The 18,110-nt window shown below is 67.6% G+C and carries 18 protein-coding genes; 14 read left to right on the top strand and 4 right to left on the bottom strand.

What is annotated here, in order from left to right:
- Positions 1-659 precede the first annotated feature (659 nt).
- Together DSC45_RS36235 and DSC45_RS04855 are read left to right on the top strand one after the other, a co-directional pair.
- A complete protein-coding gene (locus DSC45_RS36235; protein WP_240434466.1) occupies positions 660-1,631 on the top strand; it encodes a CocE/NonD family hydrolase in 972 nt (323 codons plus the stop codon).
- A gap of 718 nt (positions 1,632-2,349) precedes the next feature.
- Complete coding sequence (locus tag DSC45_RS04855; protein WP_162929131.1) at positions 2,350-2,604, top strand: hypothetical protein; 255 nt, start codon at positions 2,350-2,352, stop codon at positions 2,602-2,604.
- Positions 2,605-2,701: 97 nt separating this feature from the next.
- Here DSC45_RS04855 and DSC45_RS04850 read toward each other — a convergent pair whose 3' ends face one another.
- Complete coding sequence (locus DSC45_RS04850; RefSeq protein ID WP_119287403.1) at positions 2,702-3,400, bottom strand: hypothetical protein; 699 nt, start codon at positions 3,398-3,400, stop codon at positions 2,702-2,704.
- Between the two features lie 117 nt (positions 3,401-3,517).
- On the opposite strand from DSC45_RS04850, the gene DSC45_RS04845 reads away from it, so the two are divergent.
- Positions 3,518-4,165 carry a TetR/AcrR family transcriptional regulator gene (locus DSC45_RS04845; RefSeq protein WP_240434465.1) on the top strand — a complete coding sequence of 216 codons (648 nt, stop codon included), beginning with the start codon at positions 3,518-3,520 and terminating at the stop codon, positions 4,163-4,165.
- A 458-nt stretch (positions 4,166-4,623) separates the two neighbouring features.
- Here the strand turns inward: DSC45_RS04845 and DSC45_RS35635 are convergent, their stop codons facing one another.
- Positions 4,624-4,827, bottom strand: coding sequence for a hypothetical protein (locus tag DSC45_RS35635; protein WP_162929108.1), 204 nt, complete (start codon positions 4,825-4,827; stop codon positions 4,624-4,626).
- A 231-nt stretch (positions 4,828-5,058) separates the two neighbouring features.
- Between DSC45_RS35635 and DSC45_RS04835 the strand changes: the two genes are divergently transcribed.
- A complete protein-coding gene (locus tag DSC45_RS04835) occupies positions 5,059-5,460 on the top strand; it encodes a hypothetical protein (RefSeq protein WP_119287400.1) in 402 nt (133 codons plus the stop codon).
- Positions 5,461-5,542: 82 nt separating this feature from the next.
- On the opposite strand, the gene DSC45_RS04830 is transcribed toward DSC45_RS04835, so the two are convergent.
- The gene (locus tag DSC45_RS04830; protein WP_119287398.1) at positions 5,543-6,439 is read right to left on the bottom strand and encodes a LysR family transcriptional regulator; all 897 of its coding nucleotides are present in this window, start codon (positions 6,437-6,439) and stop codon (positions 5,543-5,545) included.
- Positions 6,440-6,734: 295 nt separating this feature from the next.
- Between DSC45_RS04830 and DSC45_RS04825 the strand changes: the two genes are divergently transcribed.
- The 9 genes from DSC45_RS04825 (at position 6,735) to DSC45_RS04785 (ending at position 15,815) form a co-directional block, all read left to right on the top strand.
- Positions 6,735-7,526, top strand: coding sequence for an ABC transporter substrate-binding protein (locus DSC45_RS04825; protein ID WP_162929130.1), 792 nt, complete (start codon positions 6,735-6,737; stop codon positions 7,524-7,526).
- On the top strand, positions 7,513-8,451 hold the full coding sequence (locus DSC45_RS04820) for an amino acid ABC transporter permease (protein ID WP_119287395.1): 939 nt from the start codon (positions 7,513-7,515) through the stop codon (positions 8,449-8,451). Before DSC45_RS04825 ends, DSC45_RS04820 begins: the two co-directional genes overlap by 14 nt.
- The gene (locus tag DSC45_RS04815; RefSeq protein WP_119287393.1) at positions 8,444-9,214 is read left to right on the top strand and encodes an amino acid ABC transporter ATP-binding protein; all 771 of its coding nucleotides are present in this window, start codon (positions 8,444-8,446) and stop codon (positions 9,212-9,214) included. The genes DSC45_RS04820 and DSC45_RS04815 overlap by 8 nt, the downstream gene beginning before the upstream one ends.
- Complete coding sequence (locus DSC45_RS04810; protein WP_205571243.1) at positions 9,214-10,395, top strand: MalY/PatB family protein; 1,182 nt, start codon at positions 9,214-9,216, stop codon at positions 10,393-10,395. The genes DSC45_RS04815 and DSC45_RS04810 overlap by 1 nt, the downstream gene beginning before the upstream one ends.
- 59 nt (positions 10,396-10,454) lie before the next feature.
- Positions 10,455-11,639 carry an NAD(P)/FAD-dependent oxidoreductase gene (locus DSC45_RS04805; RefSeq protein ID WP_205571242.1) on the top strand — a complete coding sequence of 395 codons (1,185 nt, stop codon included), beginning with the start codon at positions 10,455-10,457 and terminating at the stop codon, positions 11,637-11,639.
- Between the two features lie 601 nt (positions 11,640-12,240).
- A complete protein-coding gene (locus DSC45_RS04800) occupies positions 12,241-12,972 on the top strand; it encodes a polyamine aminopropyltransferase (RefSeq protein ID WP_119287389.1) in 732 nt (243 codons plus the stop codon).
- 255 nt (positions 12,973-13,227) lie between these two features.
- Positions 13,228-13,842, top strand: a complete 615-nt coding sequence (locus DSC45_RS04795; RefSeq protein WP_119287387.1) for a class I SAM-dependent methyltransferase — start codon at positions 13,228-13,230, stop codon at positions 13,840-13,842.
- Positions 13,843-14,164: 322 nt separating this feature from the next.
- Positions 14,165-14,938: a hypothetical protein gene (locus DSC45_RS04790; protein ID WP_119287385.1), complete on the top strand. Its 774-nt coding sequence runs from the start codon at positions 14,165-14,167 to the stop codon at positions 14,936-14,938.
- Between the two features lie 178 nt (positions 14,939-15,116).
- The gene (locus DSC45_RS04785) at positions 15,117-15,815 is read left to right on the top strand and encodes a Clp protease N-terminal domain-containing protein (RefSeq protein ID WP_240434464.1); all 699 of its coding nucleotides are present in this window, start codon (positions 15,117-15,119) and stop codon (positions 15,813-15,815) included.
- A 388-nt stretch (positions 15,816-16,203) separates the two neighbouring features.
- Here the strand turns inward: DSC45_RS04785 and DSC45_RS04780 are convergent, their stop codons facing one another.
- A complete protein-coding gene (locus DSC45_RS04780) occupies positions 16,204-17,031 on the bottom strand; it encodes an alpha/beta fold hydrolase (RefSeq protein WP_119287383.1) in 828 nt (275 codons plus the stop codon).
- Positions 17,032-17,184: 153 nt separating this feature from the next.
- Here DSC45_RS04780 and DSC45_RS04775 point away from each other — a divergent pair, with 153 nt between their 5' ends.
- Positions 17,185-17,562 (top strand): winged helix-turn-helix transcriptional regulator, encoded by a 378-nt coding sequence (locus DSC45_RS04775; protein ID WP_119287705.1) that lies wholly within the window; start codon positions 17,185-17,187, stop codon positions 17,560-17,562.
- Positions 17,563-18,110: the final 548 nt, after the last annotated feature.

The raw sequence follows: 18,110 nt of genomic DNA, 5'->3' as shown, positions 1-18,110 counted from the left end.
CGGATTGCGCCGCCGTTCAAGCCGCTGCCCGTCGACATCGTGCTCGAGAAGGACGTGCCTGTGGCCCTCCGTGACGGGGTCACCATTCATGTCGACGTCTTTCGCCCCGTCGGGTCGGAGAAGGTACCGGTCATCGTGGCGTGGAGCCCGTACGGCAAGGGTCAGGGCACGTCCGCCAGCGTGATCGGCATCTTCGGCATGGTCGGTCTCGACAACGGCATCGTCTCGGGCCTGGCGAAGTTCGAGGGCCCGGATCCCGCGTACTGGTGTGCGCGGGGGTACGCGATCTGCAACCCGGACATCCGGGGCGTGGCCCACTCCGAGGGCGACAGTGTCGTGTGGGACCGGCAGGAAGGCCGGGACTGCTACGACCTGATCGAGTGGCTCGGCGTCCAGGACTGGTGCACCGGGAAGGTCGCCATGAGCGGAACGTCGTATCTCGCGGTCTCCCAGTGGTTCACCGCAGCCGAACAGCCGCCCCATCTCGCTGCGATCAACCCGTGGGAAGGCGTCAGTGACGTCTACCGCGACCTGGTGATGCGCGGCGGCATGCCCGACACCGGCTTCGCCACGCAGCTCCAGGACAACAGTTTCTACGGCAAGAGCCAGAAGGAAGACATCGTCACGGAGGCCGAACGGTTCCCGCTGGTGAACGACCTGTGCAGAACAAGATCCCGCAGTTCGAGAAGATCGACGTGCCCGCCTACGTCGTCGCCAGCTACTCCAACACGCTGCACACCGCGGGTACCTTCCGTGCCTGGCGCCGCATGGCGTCCGAGGACAAGTGGCTGCGCATCCACAACAGTCAGGAATGGCCCGACTACTACGACGAGACGAACACGGAGGACCTGCGCCGGTTCTTCGACCACTTCCTCAAGGGCGAGGACAACGGCTGGGAGCGGACGGCGCGCGTGCGCTACTCCCTCCTCGACCTCGAAGGCGGCGACCGCGTGAACATTCCGGCGGAGCAATTCCCGCCGGGAGACGTCACGTTGACGAAGTACTACCTCGACGGCCGCTCACGGACCTTGGCGGCGGCAGCACCCACCACCGAGGCGACAGTCGCCTACACCGTTGACTCCAACCCCGACTTGGCGTCGTTCGTGACGCGCTTCGACCAGGAGACCGTGCTGGTCGGGTACCCGAAGGCCCGACTGTGGGTGGAAGCGAAGGGTCACGACGACATGGACCTGTTCCTCCTCGTCCAAAAGCTCGACGCGTACGGTACGCCGCTGCAGCAGTTCACCGTGCCCAACCAGGGGGCACTGATCCAGGACGTCACCGAGCGTGGTGCCTCGATCCTGAGGTACAAGGGCTCTGACGGACGCCTGCGTGTTTCGATGCGTCACCTGGATCCCACCGTGTCGACCGAGGAGGTGCCCGCCCACAGCTTCGACCGGATCGAGAAGCTGTCGGCCGGCGGGGTCGTGGACGTCGAGATCGACCTGCTCCCGATCGGGCTCACCTTCCACCCGGGCGAACAGCTCCGCCTCGTCATCAGCGGCCGGTCGCTCCTGGGAACGATGATGCCCGGGAACCGCGAGTACGTCCCCGCCAACGCGGGGCAGCACATCGTCCATACGGGAGGGGAGCGGGCGTCGTACGTACAACTCCCCGTCAAGACTGCGTGATGCGGGTGTCGGGATGCCTGCCTGCCGCGTCTTCGGTGGCGCGGCCCGTGAGGCATCGTCACGCCTCCGTCTCGGGGTGCCGAAGCGGTAAGTGCGGATGTGCCGGCGACCGACTGCCTCATCTCTCATGTCGAGGAGGAGCAAGTCGGGCCGCAAGCCCGGCTCGGTGAAGAAGTTGTAGCTGTCGAGGTCGTCGGGGCCGGTCAGGCCGGCGGTCGCAGGTCCTTCGTCTCGTGGAATCGGCTGGAGTGGCAGGCAGACACGAGTGGGTAGCGCCGCACGATCGCCGAGGCGGTCGAGTCACGCGACGCGAGCGGTGCCGCCCGTGCCGGCAATCCGCCTGGGGCGTACCGCGCTCGTCGTGTTGTCGATGGCGTCGCCCACTTGTTAACCCGTGCGGATCCGTAGAGCCCTCGCCGCGGCGTGCGGGTAGCAGCTGCCGTGAACCCTCGGCGTCCGCGGCCTCGATCTGCGCCCGGTCAGCCCTGGCTGGGTGCACCCGGCAGACCAGCAACCCAACAGCCCGGCAGCCCAACAGCCCGGCAACCCGGCGGCCTGGAGCAGGTCCATCACGGAGGAGTCGGCGAGGGCCGTGACGCCTCCAGGTTCCCGGCTCCCAGTTCCAGATTCCAGGCTCCCGGTTCCCGGATCTCGTTCTGCCCGGCGACGACGTTGCCCAGCTCGGTGAGGGCACTGGTGGCGGAGGGTCCGCCGGGTGGTGCCGGGTACAGACGGCGATGTCGTCAGCGCTGAGCTCCAGACCGCCGGCGATCTCCAGGCTCTCGACCGCGGCGGCTCGGAGTGCGGCGGGGGACCGGTACAGGTGAACGTCCCACGCGTCTGCGTCGGCACCTTCCTGTACGACCCGGCCGCGGTGACCTGCTGGGACCCGGTCAGTCCGACGGGGATGTTGTGCGGTCCGCTGTGGATCGACGGCCGGGTGAACGCGCAGTGGGGTGACTCGACATGGTGAGGTTCTCTGTGCCGCATACGGTGCGCGGGGGAGGGGTGGCGCGGCCGGATGTCTGGTTGAAGACATCGACGAAAGGGCGGGCATGGCCCGGAGTCCCTCAGGCCTGAGTCTCCGACGCTGCGACGATCCAGTTCCTGAACTCGACGGCGTAGTGCCGGAGATGGTGGTCGAGGACGTTCTTCGGGCAGGTCGTGGGGAGGTAGACCGTCAGGTTCGCGGTGAACCCGCCGGCGGTGTCGCCGAACTGGATCAAAGCCCGCCCGACGACGGTGCCGTCCTCCAGGAAGAGGTTCGACGACTTCTTGCGTGGATACTCCGACTCCGGGAGGAGCTCGTCCGCGTCATCCGCCCAGGCCATCGCGGCTGTGCCCCAACCGCCCATGTAGAACGAGCAGACGTGGGGGCCGATGTTCTCCACCACACGTGCTCCGATGTCATCGGGGCCCATCACGTAGTGCTCGGGGTGTGCCGCGAGGAGTGGGCGCTCGTCGTCACCCGCGAAGGCGCCGTCCATCCAGTCCAGGAACTCGCCGGAGGTCAGACCGCGTGCCGTGAGCACGGTCGTGCCCGCCTGGAACTCGCCGTCGGAGGTGAGCGCGCACTCTCGAAGGAAGGCGTTGCCCTCCTCCATGTCCGCGGCCAGGAGGTCGAGGAGGCCCTGGCGCCCCAGCAGCGTCCGGAAGCGGTCCAGGGCGCGGCGGGCATAGAACAGCTCGAAGTCGTCGATGCTCCCGCCTCCGGTGGGGCCTGACTCCAGCGTCACGGTGACAGGCGTCGACGGCAGGTTCTCGGACATGGTTGATCCTCCACTAGACTGCGAATGTGAATTCACATTCGCATCATGAGGTTAACCAGAAGGGTGCACCACTTGTCAACGGGATCCGCCGGGGCCGTCGCCGATACGATGCCGGGCATGATCGAGGAGCCGAGCCGTCCAGCGCATTACCGGGAACCCCGGCAGGCACGCAGCGCCGCTACCTTGGCTCGCGTACTGCGGGCTGCCGAGGAAATCGCTGCCTCCTCCGGCCTGGAAGAGATGACGATCGCCGGTGTCGCGGACCGTGCCGGCGTCTCGGTCGGCACCATCTACCGTCGCTTCGAGGACAAGGAGCAGCTGATCACCGCCCTGACCGAGCGGATGCTGGAGCGGCGCGAGGAGTTCCTGGCCGAGCAGCTGCGCACGGCCGACGCCTCACTCTCGGGCGTCATGGATGCCTACGCGCACGCACTCCTCGAGTCCTTCGCCGACAGCAGCAGTCTCTTCCCTGAGCTGCTGCGTGTGAGGGGAACCAAGTCCCTGGACCGAGGGGCCCGCACGATCACCGAGATCCATCGCATGCTGCTCGAAGCGGCAGCCCCCTACGCGGACGAGATCCGGCGCTCGCACCCGGAGACGGCGCTGGACACAGCGGCCCGCGCCATCCTGGGCGCCTGCTTCCACAACTCCGTGCGCCCCGACCCCGCCACAGGTGAGGCGGCCAGGCGCAAGTACGCGGACGAACTGAGTGACATGGCGATCGCCTATCTCCTCACGCCTGACCGCCGCACCGCGCACGCCTGAGCCGCTGAACTGTCGGGGGATCCGCGTGGCCGCCGACGCCTCTGCCAAGGCGTGAGCTTCCGGGGTGTGCCGTTGCGTAGCGGGCGCTCCGGAAACGGCCAACTGACCAGGGTGGTCTGCGAATCACCCGACCTGATGGCCCCGCTGTCGGCGGTGCTTCGGCCGCAGATCGGAGCCCTGGTCTCATTGGACCCGCGCGTCCGTCGTCGGTGTCCGAGGCCGCAGAAGTTCCCTCGCCCCCGAGCGCCTTGCCGCCCTGGTGGCCGGCGGCCACTCGTGGGCCCGGCGCGCACCCCGTTCGTTCGCGATCACGTGCGCCCGCACAGACCGGTGCCACCGCCCGCGGCGCACCGGCGGATTCTCGTCGTTGCGTGCCCCGTGCCCCGTGCCCCGTGCCCCGAGTTCCCGTACGCGGCAGGCGTCCGTCCCGTCCGTCCCGTCCGTCCCGTCCGTCGCGTTCATCGCGTGCGCGCAGCGCGGATGGCACGCTCCACGACCGCCCCGGCCAGGTGGTGGGTGGCGGGTTCCACCTGCCTGTCGAAGAGGCACTCCTCGGCGCCTTGGAGTGATCCCACCTGCTCGAGGGCCTTGCTCGGGCGGGAGTTCCCGTCGCCGTCCCGGGGGGAGCGTGCGACCGCCCGGCCAAGGCGGTACTCGTCCACGACACGGACCGGACGCAACCCACGGCGACTGGCTCACCGAACTGAATTGCCCAGCCGCCGCAGTCGTCCAGGCGAGCTCGTAACGTATGCGGCTGCCATCGGGCCAAATCGCGACGAGGCCACAATCAGGCAGGCACGCCAGGTAGTTCCCGGATTCAGCGGAGCATGAACGACCGGCGGTCGACTCGGCCATGCCGCAGAACCCCCGGACAGCGCCTAGTGTGACGTCTCATGGACTGCCTCACCGATGATCTGCCCTTGCTGGAATTGCTGTGCGCCGCCGGTGAAGTGCAGATCCGCGGCGAACTCACGTCGTCAGGCCCGCACGAGAACACTCCCGGCGCGGTCGTGAACACCTACGTTGTCGACGGCGGCCGTCTGCTTCTCACTCTCTGGCGCGATCGACTGCATGAGGTGACCTACCAGACCCCGGCCGAGTCCGGAGAGGCTGCGGCACGGCGCAACGACCGACTGTTCGCGTACTACGGACAGGGCGACGGCTGGACCGAGATCCTCGACAACGGCTTCGGCAAGACCTATCGCCGCACCGATCAGCGGCGGTATGCGCTGTGGAGCTACGCGATGGACATCACGACCTTCGGCACGATGGACTTCCATCAGGTCAAGTGGTAGCTGCCCTGCGCGACTTGTCGAGGCGGCCGTGGCCGACGCCTCCTGGTGCCGCGTGGCCGGAGCAGGTGGCCGGTGGCGGCGGTCAGCTGCACAACTCATCGCGTAGCCGGGGGAGTGAGTCCAGGAGCGTCGCCACCCCGGGATTCTCTGCATTCGCGGCCAGGTAGACAAAACGGAGTTCTACGCGCCACGGGGGAAGCCTTATCGGCAGTACGTGGATGAGCCCGGAGCGTTGGAAACTTCGGGTGGCGAACTGGGGGACCACCGCGACGTGGCCGGAGTCGATGGCGTATCTGATCGCGGCTTCGGGCGAACCAGTGGTGTGCACGGGGGTGTTGCGGCGTCGTTCCGGGTGGTCGAAGGTGGCCGCCAGCGGCTCACCTTCGGCGTCCCAGCGGTAGACCACAAGGACGCTGCCGACCAAGTCGTCGGGGGTGAGTACGGGTGCGTCGCACAGCGCATGTCCGGGCTTGCAGACGGCGACCATCGGCGAGGTCCCCAGCCGCTCGGACCTGAGAGATCCGGTAGCCACCTGGGTGAGCAGGAAACCGCCATGGGCGCTGCCGTCGCGTACCTGCTCCACCACCTCCCTGCTGTGAGCCACGCGTCCGTGCGCTGCGATGTCCAACCCGTCCAGCGCGCCGAAGGCGAGCGGGAACACGGTCGCGGCGAAACTGTTCGGGGCGGCCAGGACGAGTCGCTCGGGCGTCCCCGTGTCCAGGCTGTGTACGGCCTCGTCCAGAAGGTCCAGGCACCGCCGCGCGTACCCCATCAGCCGTTGGCCTGCAGGTGTGAGGGTGCTGCCGCGTGCCCCGCGTATGAACAGGGTCGTGCCAAGTCGGCGTTCCAATCCGGCGATTCGGTTGCTCACCGAAGGGGCGGCGAGCCGCAGCTCCGCGGCCGCGGCATTGAAGCTGCCGAGGCGTGCGATCGCCGAGAACACCTCGAGGTCCATGATTTCCATCGACGAAGAAGGCATAGCCCCAGGCTAATGCCAGACCTAGGAGGATTCGACCTACCGAAATACTCGGCCCTCCTCGAAGCTTTGATGACCCCGCACGTACGAACCACCGCTCGATGCGAGCGGAAGACAGGAGCCCGAACAGCACGACTGGCCAAGCAGGAGGCACGTTATGAGAACACCACTGCGACAGCGATCGGTCACGGGTCTTGCGCTCACCGTGGCGTGCGTGAGTGCACTGGCAGGGTGCGCGAATCCGGACGACGGCGCCGAGGGAGGCGCGGGGAAAGGCACTGAGGATCTTGTCGACAGCGTGAAACGCGACGCGAAGATCGCAGCCATGGTGCCGCAGAACATCGCGCAGCAGGGCTCGTTCGCCGCCGCGGTCAACCCGTCGTCGCCGCCGATCAAATTCGTGGACGGCGCCGGGAAGATCACGGGGTTCACTCCGGAACTGGTCACGGCTGCCGGGAAGATGATGGGCCTGGACGTCGTGATGAAACAGACTTCGTTCGATGCCCTGATACCCGGTCTCGAAGCTCGTCGGTTCGACGTCATCCTCACCATCAACGACCTGGCCGACCGCCGGGAGAAGACCGACTTCATCGACTACCTGAAGACCGGAACCGCCATCCTCGGTGCTGCTTCCCTGCCGCAGGACGAGGTCACCCCGAAAAAGCTCTGCGGGCTCTCGGTCGGATACGTGCGAGGCAACGTGCAGCAGGACCTCGTTGCGGCGGCGGACAAGCGCTGCGCCGACGCCGGCGCGAAGCCGGTGACCGGGACTGCCTTCCAGGACATCAACGCGGCCATTCTCGCCGTACAGAGCGGCCAGATCGATACGGCCTGGGGCGACGCACCGTCGATCTCCTACAACGCGGAGAAGAATCCGAGCCGGTACAAGGAGCTGTACCGGGAGATCTCCGGTCCCTACGGGGTCGGAGTCAACAAACAGGACACCGAACTGCGGGACGCGCTGCGCGCCGCCCTGCGCAAATGCGTGGAGAACGGCATCTACCAGAAGCTCCTCGAGGATTACGGGCTGACGGATTATGCGCTGACGGACATGTCGCTGAACAAGGGGCCTGCCGATGACCACGCATGAGACTCTCGAAACCGGCACCGTCGCCGGCGAGGAGCCTGCCCCGCACAGCATGCCGATCCGCGACCCGAAGCGGCTCGCGCACTGGCTGAGTTACGCGTTGGGCATCACCGTGCTCGTCCTTGCCTTCCGGTTCATCGTCCTCAATCCGCACTGGGACTGGCCGACGATCGGTTCCTGGCTGTTCAGCCGACGCGTGGTGTCCGGGCTGCTGAACACCATCCTCATCACCCTCGTGTCCACGGCCGTCGGACTGATTGTCGGCCTGATCGTTGCCGCGCTCCGTCTGTCGCAGTTCGCCGTGTTCCGTGCGATGGCCGCCGCGTACGTATGGATCATCCGGGCGACACCAGGCCTCGTGCTCATCCTGTTCGTCTACTTCCTCGCCGCCCTGATGCCGACGCTCAGCCTGGGCCTGCCGTTCGCGGACCCGTTCTTCGAGGTACCGACGAATCAGGTGATCTCGCAGTTCTCGGCTGCTGTCATCGGGCTCTCCGCCTATCTCGGTGCCTACTCCGCCGAGATCTTCCGCGGTGGTGTTCTCTCCGTTCACCAGGGCCAGTTCGAGGCCTCGCACTCGCTGGGACTCTCCGCGTGGCAGACCTACACCAAAGTCGTGGGGCCGCAAATCATCCGTGTGATCACACCGTCGCTGGCCAACGAGGTGGTGACGATGTTCAAGAACACCTCGCTCGTGTCGGTGATCGGGTACGTGGAACTGCTCACCACCGTGCAGCTCGTGTACTCGCAGAACTTCAAGACCATCCCGATGCTCACGGTGGCGGTCATCTGGTACCTCGTCCTCACCAGTCTGGCGATGCTCGGCCAGTCGCGCTTGGAGAAGCGGTTCGGCCGTGGCTTCAACCGGCGGGTGGTCAAGACCACCAGGACCGTGGACGCCGTTGGACAGGAGGAGCGGCATGACTGAGCAACCGCTGCTGCGATTGCACAAGGTGGAGAAGAAGTTCGGTGATTTCGTCGCGCTCGACGGCGTGAGTCTCACCCTGCGGACCGGGACCGTGACCTGTCTCGTCGGCCCCTCGGGGTCGGGAAAGAGCACGCTGCTACGTACCGTCAATCTGCTCGAGAGGCCGGACGGCGGAGCGGTCTACCTTCGTGGCGAGATGCTCGGCTTCACTCGCAGCGGGGATCACCGTCGCCCTGTGCCGAAGAAGGAGGCACGTCGTCAGGCGGTCAACTTCGGCATGGTGTTCCAGAGTTTCAACCTCATCCCCCAGATGACCGCCACGCAGAACATCGCGCTGGGGCCGGTCGAAGTCCTGAACCTCGACCGCGCCGAGGCACAGCAGCAGGCACGCGAGCTGCTCGCTCGAGTGGGGCTGGCCGACAGAGCCGACCACTATCCCGCCGAACTCTCCGGAGGCCAGCAGCAGAGGGTCGCCATCGCCCGGGCGTTGGCGATGAAACCGAGTGTGCTGCTGTTCGACGAACCCACGAGTGCTCTCGACGCCGAACTCGTGGCCGAGGTGCTCGCAGTCATCAAGGAACTGGCCATGGAGGGCTTCACGATGCTGATCGTGACCCATGAACTCGCTTTCGCCCGCGACATCGCGGACGAGATCGTGATGATGGACGACGGGAAGATCATCGAGTCCGGACCGCCGGAGGACATTCTCCTCAACCCCACCACCGAGCGGGCACGGAGCTTCTTCACGAGTGTGAGCCGCTGATGGCGGGGACAACCGGCCTGTTGGACCGGGACCGGCTGGCCATGCTCACGCCCCGGGAACTCGCACGCCGCGGCAGCGCCAAGTGGTGCCGCGTCCCCGGCGCACTCGGTGCTTCTGTTGCGGAGATGGACTTCGGTCTGGCCGAACCGATCACCACCGCGCTGGTGGAGGCCGGCCGGCGAGGCGACTTCGGCTACTTCCCACCGGAGCTGGCCGATCAGCTGAATCGGGCGACCGCGCAGTACCAGCAGACCTCGTACGGCTGGGACGTCGACCCCGGACGGGTGCGCGCCGTGGGCGACGTCATCGTGGGACTGGAAACCGTCATCGAACGGTTCACGCCGCCGGGATCACCCGTCGTGGTGCTGACTCCGGCCTACATGCCCTTCCTGACGGTTCCGGCCCGGCTGCACCGTCCCGTGATCCAGGTGGCTCTCCGGGAGGACGAGGGCACGTGGAAACTCGACCTGGAGGCCATCGCCGAAGCGCTCGCTGCCGGCGCCGGACTGGTGGTGCTGTGCAACCCGCAGAACCCGATCGGCAAGGTGTACGAAGAGGCCGAACTACGCTCACTCGCCGAGGTCGTGGACCGCTACGGGGCGCGCGTCTTCGCCGACGAGATCCACGCACCCCTGATCTACCCGGGCGCCGGCCACCAGTGTTACGCCCCGCTCGGTGAACACACCGATCGGCATACGATCACGGCCACCTCAGCGTCCAAGGCATGGAACATCCCGGGCCTCAAGTGCGCACAGCTGATCCTCGGCAGCGAGGACCGGGCCGCGTGGCAGCAAGTCCGTCACAGCGCCTCGCGCGGGGCGTCGAACCTGGGCGCAGAGGCGACCATCGCCGCGTACCGGGGCGGGGCGCCGTGGTTGGCGGAGGTCATGTGCTACCTCGAGAGCAACCGTGAGCTGCTCGGCGATCTGGTCGACAGGTACCTCCCCGGCGTGCGCTGGTCTGCACCGTCCGGTACGTACCTGGCTTGGTTCGACTGCCGTGCGCTCGACCTGGACTCGAGCCCGGGTGCTCACTTCCTTGAGCGGGCCGGGGTCTCGGTCGCCGACGGCCAGCTCTGCGGAGTCGCCGGGGAAGGCTTCGTGCGACTCAACTTCGCAACCCCGGCCCACATTCTGGAGCAGATGCTCACCGCGATGGGCACGTCTCTCGCTGCTCCCTGACCGACCGTCACGCGTCACCGGCACTTCGTGCACGCGCACACCTAGAAAGCGAGCTCACTGTGAAACGACCGTCGATCGCCGTCATCGGGGCGGGTGTCATCGGACTGTCCATCGCTCGATCCCTGTCGCTGGCCGGCGCTCAGGTAACGATCTTCGAGCGTGACCGGATCGGATCAGGCACCAGCTCGGGCACGTTCGCCTGGGTGAACTCGAACGGCAAGTCCCCTGAGTCCTACCACGACTTGAACCTGGCCGGCATGCGGGAGCACGAGGAGCTGCAGCACACGTCGTCCTCCGAGGCACAGTGGTACATGCAGACCGGCACTTATGAATGGACGACCAAGCCGGAGGTCGCCGAGCGGCTACAGGCGCGCGTCCAGCGACTGACCGACGCCGGCTATCCCGTCCGGAAGGCCACAACCGACGAGTTGAGGGCTCGGATCCCCGAACTGCGCATTCATCCACGCTCCTCGGAGATCGTGCATTTCCCGAGTGAGGGATACGTCGCCCCGAGTGTTCTGCTCGCGCGGTTGTGGTCCGAGGCCAAAGCCAACGGGACTGAGTTGCATGCGCCCGTCGACGTCCTGGACGTCATCGAAGACGGTAGTGGTGTCACCCTGCAACTGAGCACCGAAGAAACTTGGCGGGGCGACTGCGTGGTCAGCGCCGTCGGCCGGTGGAGCGAATCGATGATGAAGACGCTCGGCAAGCAGTTCGCCATGATCGATCCGGACCAGCCCAACAAGTTCGCCTGCGGGTTCCTCGGTTACACCGACCCTCAGTACGTGCAGTTGAGTTCCAACCTCATCACACCCGAGCTGAACGTCCGGCCCGACGGAGGCGGCCGACTGCTGCTCCAGACCCCGGACCTGGACCACCGTGCAGACCCCGCGTACCAGGCCGACACCACAGCGCTGATCGGCCAGGAGATGCTGGCGCGGCTCCACCGCCTCTTCGACAACACCGCGGGGGCTCGTATCGAGCGGATCGCGGTCGGTCAGCGCGCGCGGCCTGCTGACGGGCTACCCGCGGTCGGATTCGTCACTGATGCCGCGCGGGTCTACCTGGTGGCCACCCACAGCGGCATCACGCTGGCCCCGCTGCTGGGGAGGCTCGTCAGCACCGAACTGCTGGAGGGCACGCGCTCACCGTTGCTCCGCGGCTATGCCCCTGATCGGCTCGTGGGCAAGACTGTCGCGGATTTCCCCAAGTTCGCGACGCTGCACTTCCCAGCGGCGCAGTAAGGGCCCCTGGGGCCGGCCGGAGCCGGGGCCGTCTCGCGAGGTGACGGACGGGGCCCTCCGGCTGCGCAACCTCAGCGGCAGCGGCGGCGGCAGCGGTACGCGGTGACTGCGGTACGGGGCCAGGGACGCGGCGGAGCCGAGCAGCGACAGGCGCGCCCATTTCCGCGTCGATGACGTCGCCGAGGCCACGCCCGGTGTGGCCCTCACCCGCAGCGCCCGCCGCTGCCCTGCGGAGAGCACCGCCGCTCGGCGCGGCTCCGCCCCACACATCCCCCACTCGGCTTCGGCCCGCGCGGAAGCCGAGCAGTTCGGACAAGCGGGAAACGCGCGGGGCCGAAGTGTCGGAAGGCGGCGCCATTCGCGGCGACGGACTCTTTGGCACGTATGTCCCTAAGCGGTGCGTGCTTCTCGTGGGCCCTCGCACCCTTCCGCGGACAGGAGTTGCCCGACCGGGCGAGGCCAGGGCCGAGGGAGTCTCTCGGATCTGACCGGCGGGCAGTGGCGAACCGGGCGTACGGTACGTACCGTCGTCGTCCGCCGATCATCCAGGTCGTCATCGACGCATGACCGTTCACTCACCTCACAGGAAAAGGGAACCGGCTTGAGCGCGCGTTTCGAGGAGATCGACTGGCGCCCCACCCCGATGGGAGACATCAGCCTGCGCCGGCGACGTGATCCGGCGACGGGCGCCGATATCCATGAGGTGAAACTCGGCGACGAGTTCTTGATGTCCAGCCTCTTCACCGAGGGCGAGATCGCACTCACCCGACTCGGCCTCGCACCGCTGGGTGACGGCGAGTTCGATGTCGTCGTGGGCGGCCTCGGTCTCGGCTACACCGCGCGGGCCGCGCTGGAGGACCCGCGGGTACGTTCGCTGACCGTGATCGAGGCGCTGGGAGAGGTGATCGAATGGCATGAGCAGGGATACGTGCCGCTGGGCCCGACTCTGACGTCCGACCCCCGGTGCCGCTTGGTCCAGGGCGACTTCTTCGCCCTGGCCGGCCGGGAAGGGATCGGGCTGGATCCGCACGATCCAGCCCGTCGCTTCGACGCCATCCTCCTCGACGTGGACCACTCACCCCGCCACGTCCTGCATCCCAGCCACACAGCCCTCTACCGTCCCGAAGGGTTGCGCGTCCTCGCCCGGCAGCTGACCCCGGGAGGCGTCTTCGCCCTCTGGTCGAACGACCCGCCGGACGAGCACTTCACCGCCGTACTCACGCAGGTCTTCGACACAGCGTCGGCCCACGTCGTCGATTTCGACAACCCGCTGCAGGGCGGCACTTCGACCAACACGGTTTACGTGGCCCGCACCGAAGCCCTTCAGCGCTGAGTGCCCGTGAGCGGACCGAAACCTCACCCCGGAACGCCGACGGCGGGCGGCCATCGGTCCATCCGGCGGTCGGAGGTGGGGCCATCGGGAGACCCGTTCGAGGAGAGCAACCCCACACGGCCCGCCGCACAGCGCTTCGCTGCTCCGGCGCATTGCAGCCGACGACGTGAGCTTACGGCGCGCGTTCGGCGAGGGCGCGCTCGGTCGGTCGGGGGTGGGGGCAAGCGTCCGCACTGTTCACCTAGCCTGTCCGGCATGAGTCGTTGGGAAGAGCTGACCGGCGGAACGTCCGGAGAGGGATATGCCGCCCGGTTCGCGGCGCTGGCGGACAGCGGAAAGGACGTGCACGGTGAAGCACGCCTGTGTGCCGCGCTGGCACCCCCCGGGGCACGGGTGCTGGACGCCGGATGCGGGACCGGCAGAGTCATGATCCGGTTGGCGGAGCTCGGGTACGACTGTGTGGGGGTCGACCTCGACGCGTCCATGCTCGCGGTGGCCCGTAGGCAAGCGCCGGAACTGCCTTGGATCCAGGCCGATCTGGCCACGTTCGACCCGGCCGGACTCGATGGTGGCGCGGACTTCGACCTCGCCGTGGCCGCCGGCAACATCTTCCCGCTTCTCGCCGCAGGTACGGAGGCCGCGACGGTCGCCCGTCTTGCCGCGGCCCTGCGGCCCGGCGGCCTCCTGGTCGCGGGATTCGGTCTGGATGCAGACCACCTGCCTGTGCCGCCCACGATCACCCTGTCGGACTACGACGCGTACTGCGCCGAGGCCGGACTCACCCTCGTCGACCGCTTTGCGACGTGGGATGCCCACCGTTACGAAGGCGGCGGGTATGCCGTCAGTGTCCATCGGGCGCCTGACGCCTGAAGACGCACGTGGCCGCCGTCCTGGAAGTGGCCGCCTCGGCGCCGAGCGCACCGTGCCGACAGGTACGCGCGCTCGGCACCGGCGCTCGGAAACGATCTGCGCTCGGGAACGATCTGCGCTCGGGAACGATCTGTGAGCGGCAGCGGGGGAGAGCGCAGGGCTGACCGAGGCCGGCCGGCAGGAGAGCCTCGACCCACGTGTCCCTCAGGCTGTCCCTCTCGGTCTGCGCCCTGCACGCGCCCGCGGTCACAGCCGCAACCGGACGGTTCCTTCGAAGCGTCCGACCAGGAAACACCCCATCCCTCACCAGAAAGGTGACGAAGTGTCGCGACGCGCCCTGGACGCCACTGAACAGGCCGAGATCTGCGCCGAGATCGGGCAAGTACTCGGCGAGAGTCTCCCCGACGGCTGGGCGCAGGCGACCCTACGGTGGTCGGAACTTGCCGTCGGCGGTTCGTCGGCCTCGCTGGCCGCCGTGGCGGAGGACGGTAGCAGCCTCGCCGCGGCGGGAATCCCGCAGAGCATCACGAAGTTGTGCCGGCAGTTGCGGGTGGGGATGTACACGGAGACCGGCGGCACCTGGTTCACGCTGATCTACACGCTGGTCCCGGAGCGGTACTCGGTCCGCTACGACTACGACAACGAGCCGGACGCGCCGTCCTTCACGCCCGAGAACTATGCCCGTGACCTGGCCTACTTCCCCCGCGCGGAGGAGAACGTCCCGGATTGGCTTCGAAAGAAGCTGGACGGGCTCCCCAATGTCTACGGGGCCGTGTACCCGGAGGCCGACGCGCGGGACGGCGTCCGCAAGCCCTCGCTGGAGGAGTTCGCCGCCGCCCTGTCCCGGGCGGGCTGGGAGACGGGCGCGTCCGATCAGTTCCGCGGCGAGCTCGCCTTCTCCACCGACTGGGCCCGGCTCGGCACGCTCTCCAGGCCCGACCTCATCCGCTTCGCCGGACAGGCCGACCCGGAGCGGTGGGACGAACTCCACTCCCTGCTCACCGGGTTCGGCTGGAACGTCGGCTTGTCCTGCTACGGGCCCCGGGGTGGAGAACTCGTACGGGAGTTCCCGACACTCCGGGAGACCGGCCGCTGACCTTTCGTGCCCGGGGTGTGCTTCTTCGCGGCACTGCTTGCGGCAGCCGACGGGCGCTCGACGACGTGGCGCCCACGACCGAGGCGGATCGCACCCCCACGTCGCTGTCGGCAACCGCCATCAGATATTTAGGCAACTACGCATTGACAATCCGTAACTGTCAATGCGTACTTGCTTTATGACCCTTCCGGACCTGGATGACCTCATCGCGGAAGTCGACCGGAGATGCGACACCGCGCACCGCCCCGACGGTCAGGAGCAGCCCGACTGGCTTTCCCTGCTGCGGGTCGCCGCCCAACTCGCAGGCCAACTACAGACCTTGGCCGACGACTTGGTCGAGGACTATGTCGAACACAGTCGGATGCACGGCTCGTCATGGACCGAGATCGGCACCGCCCTTGGCGTCACCCGGCAAGCCGTCCAGCAGCGATTCCGTGTGCCGCACAAGCGTTACGGCCCCGAGGCGATGACCGAGGACCTGCGCCAAGCGATGGTCCACGTCAAACAAGCAGCGGTGCAGCACCGCAACAACTACATCGGAACCGAGCACCTGTTGCGCGGCCTCACCGCAGAAGAAAACAGCGCCACGCGCCTCCTCCAGGCATCCGGGGTCTCGCCCGAAGAGGTCCACAAGTCCGTGGGAAGTCGGTTGACTATGGGCGCCTCCCGAGCCGCCGAGCGGATCGCCTGGACGCCGTACTCCCGCAAAGCCATCGCCTTCGCCGAGGCGCGATCCGAACAAGGCGGCTCCGAGCGCATCGACTGCGACGACTTGCTGATCGGAATCACCCAGGTCGGCCGCGGAGTCGCAGTCGACGTCCTGGCCGAGGCCGGCTTCTGCACGACAGCCCTCGGGGCCACAGATGCCGACGCCTGAACGCACGGCGTCCCAGGGGGTGTTGTCCGAAGAGGCTGGTGATGCGGTGGCCAGGGCGGGTGTGGGCCGTGATGTCGATGTGGGCCAGCGGTAGCTGCACCAGGCGATCCAGCCGATTCAGTCGGGGAACGCCGCTTGTCGGTGGGTGTGTGCGCTGCGGGGGCCGGTAGTAGGCCCTTCGCCGAGCGGTGTGCGGATGCTCCACGCCGCCGTGAGTGCCCGGACTATTGGCGGACAACGTCACCATGTCCTGGGGCGCATGGCGATCCCGTCTCGCGGCTCCGTTCTCCGCCGCGCTCAGGGCTGGCGCGCCACTGGTGATTCTCGGGCGTCATCGGTGGCGAAGTCACTGCCTCGACCGAGAGCGTGGGCCCGATTGCCGTGCGGGTCACGCCAGGAACGGGTGGAGTAGCTGGAGCAGGGCATCGGGGCGGTGCAGGGGAATGATGTGGCCGCAGTCCTCGATCAGGTGCCCTGCCAAATCGTCGGCGATCGGCCGGAGTTGCTGTTCGAGCGCTCTTCCCACCGGGTGAGCTCCCACGCTCATCGTCGGCACGGTCAGCCGCTTGGCGGCGACCGCTCGCTCGATCTGCGCCGCGCTGTCGGGCAGGGCGCGGTAGTAGGCGAACGCGCAGCGCAGCGCGTCCCGTCCGGTGTAGGCCTCGACGAAGGCGTCACGCAGGTGCGCGGGTAGGCCCTGGCCGAGGGTTCCGGCGTCGAGGAAGAAGTCGATGTATCGGGCTTCGTTCCCCACGAGTACCTCCTCCGCCAGCCCGGGTACCGCGTGGAAACCGAACCACCACGGAGCGCCCTGGCGGAGGAACTCCTCGGCTCCGGGCAGGCGGCCGACCAGGCCTTCCATGACGACGAGGCGGTGCACCAACTCGGGTCGTTCCAGGGCGAGAAGGAAGGCCGGCGGGGTGCCGGCGTCGATACCGACCACGGTTGCCGAGGGTACGTCGAGCGCTTCGAGGAGAGCCGCGGCGTCCTCGGACAGCGACTTCGCGTCGCAACCCGTCGCGGCCCGTGTACTGGCGCCGAACCCGCGGAGGTCCGGCGCGATGATCCGGTACCCGCCACCGAGGCCCGCGATGACTTCGCTCCAGAGCTGCCAGGTGTGGGGGAAGCCGTGTAGGAGGAGTACGGCCGGACCCGAGCCGGTCAGTGCCACGTTCAACTCGATGCCATTGACGGGAATGCGGCGCAATTCGGGCATGGGTAGCTCCAGGCAGGCAGTAACCAAAGGTGACGTGGATACTGTAGGGAACCAGTGCATGCTCCCCAAGACGGCACTTTCGATTCAGGTGGTGAGGTTCAGGTGACCGTGGTGAGGCAGGGAGATCTCTTCGACCCGAAGTGCCCGACCCGGATGCTGCTCGACCGCATCGGCACGAAGTGGACCTCGATGGCGATCAAAGCGCTGTCCGAAGCCGCCCCGGATGAGCTCCGCTTCTCGGCACTGCGGCGTCGCATGCCTGGGATCTCCCAGAAGATGCTCTCCGTGACGCTGCAGAACCTCACCCGGGACGGACTGGTGGCGCGCCGCGTCGAACCCAGCGTGCCGCCCGGCGTGTATTACGCACTCACGGACCTGGGGCTCTCTCTCGAGGTGCCGCTCGGGAGCCTGCGCGCATGGGCCGAAGAACACATGCACGCCATCGAGCTCAACAACCGCCGCGCCGACAGCCTCGACCAGCCCGGTCGACCGGCATCACGGGTGGCGGCGGATGATCAAGGCTCTGTGTGACGCGTCCGGCGTGATCGCTATGTGGGGCGGGCGAACGTGAGGACGGGGATCTATCGCCCCTTGAGCAGAGGACCTTCATGGCGGCGCGACAAATGGGCGCTGCGCGGGATCTGTCCGGCGGCCGTCATCGGCACAGCGCCTATGTCGTACGGCAGTTGGGCAGGGGAGTGGCCGTATCCAGCTCTGACGGCTGACGGCTGACGGCAGTTGTCCGAGCAGATGAGCGCGTGCAGTCGCCCGCGGTTCCAACCGCTCGAACTGCGCTGAACGTCGAACGATCGGTGCTGCCGGGTCCGCGAAGGAGCCGGGCCTCGGCGACCCACTGTGGCGGGCGGGCACCGCTGGAACGGCACCTGGGTGGTTCGCCGCGGCCATGTGTGTCGGCGGCCGCGGGAGTCAGCGGGCCCGTCGAACTGTCCGGTGCAACTGTCCATGGGGTTGCCGACTTTGAGGCCGGCAGCAGGCACAACGCGACGTGTCAGGAGCCGGTGAGGGCGTCCCGGCGCCGCGCGGTTCCGATCCGCCGCACACGCGCCCGTGACAGACAG

The sequence above is a fragment of the Streptomyces sp. YIM 130001 genome (assembly GCF_003574445.1).
Taxonomy (GTDB): domain Bacteria; phylum Actinomycetota; class Actinomycetes; order Streptomycetales; family Streptomycetaceae; genus Streptomyces.
This window is presented reverse-complemented; position numbering and strand designations above follow the sequence as displayed.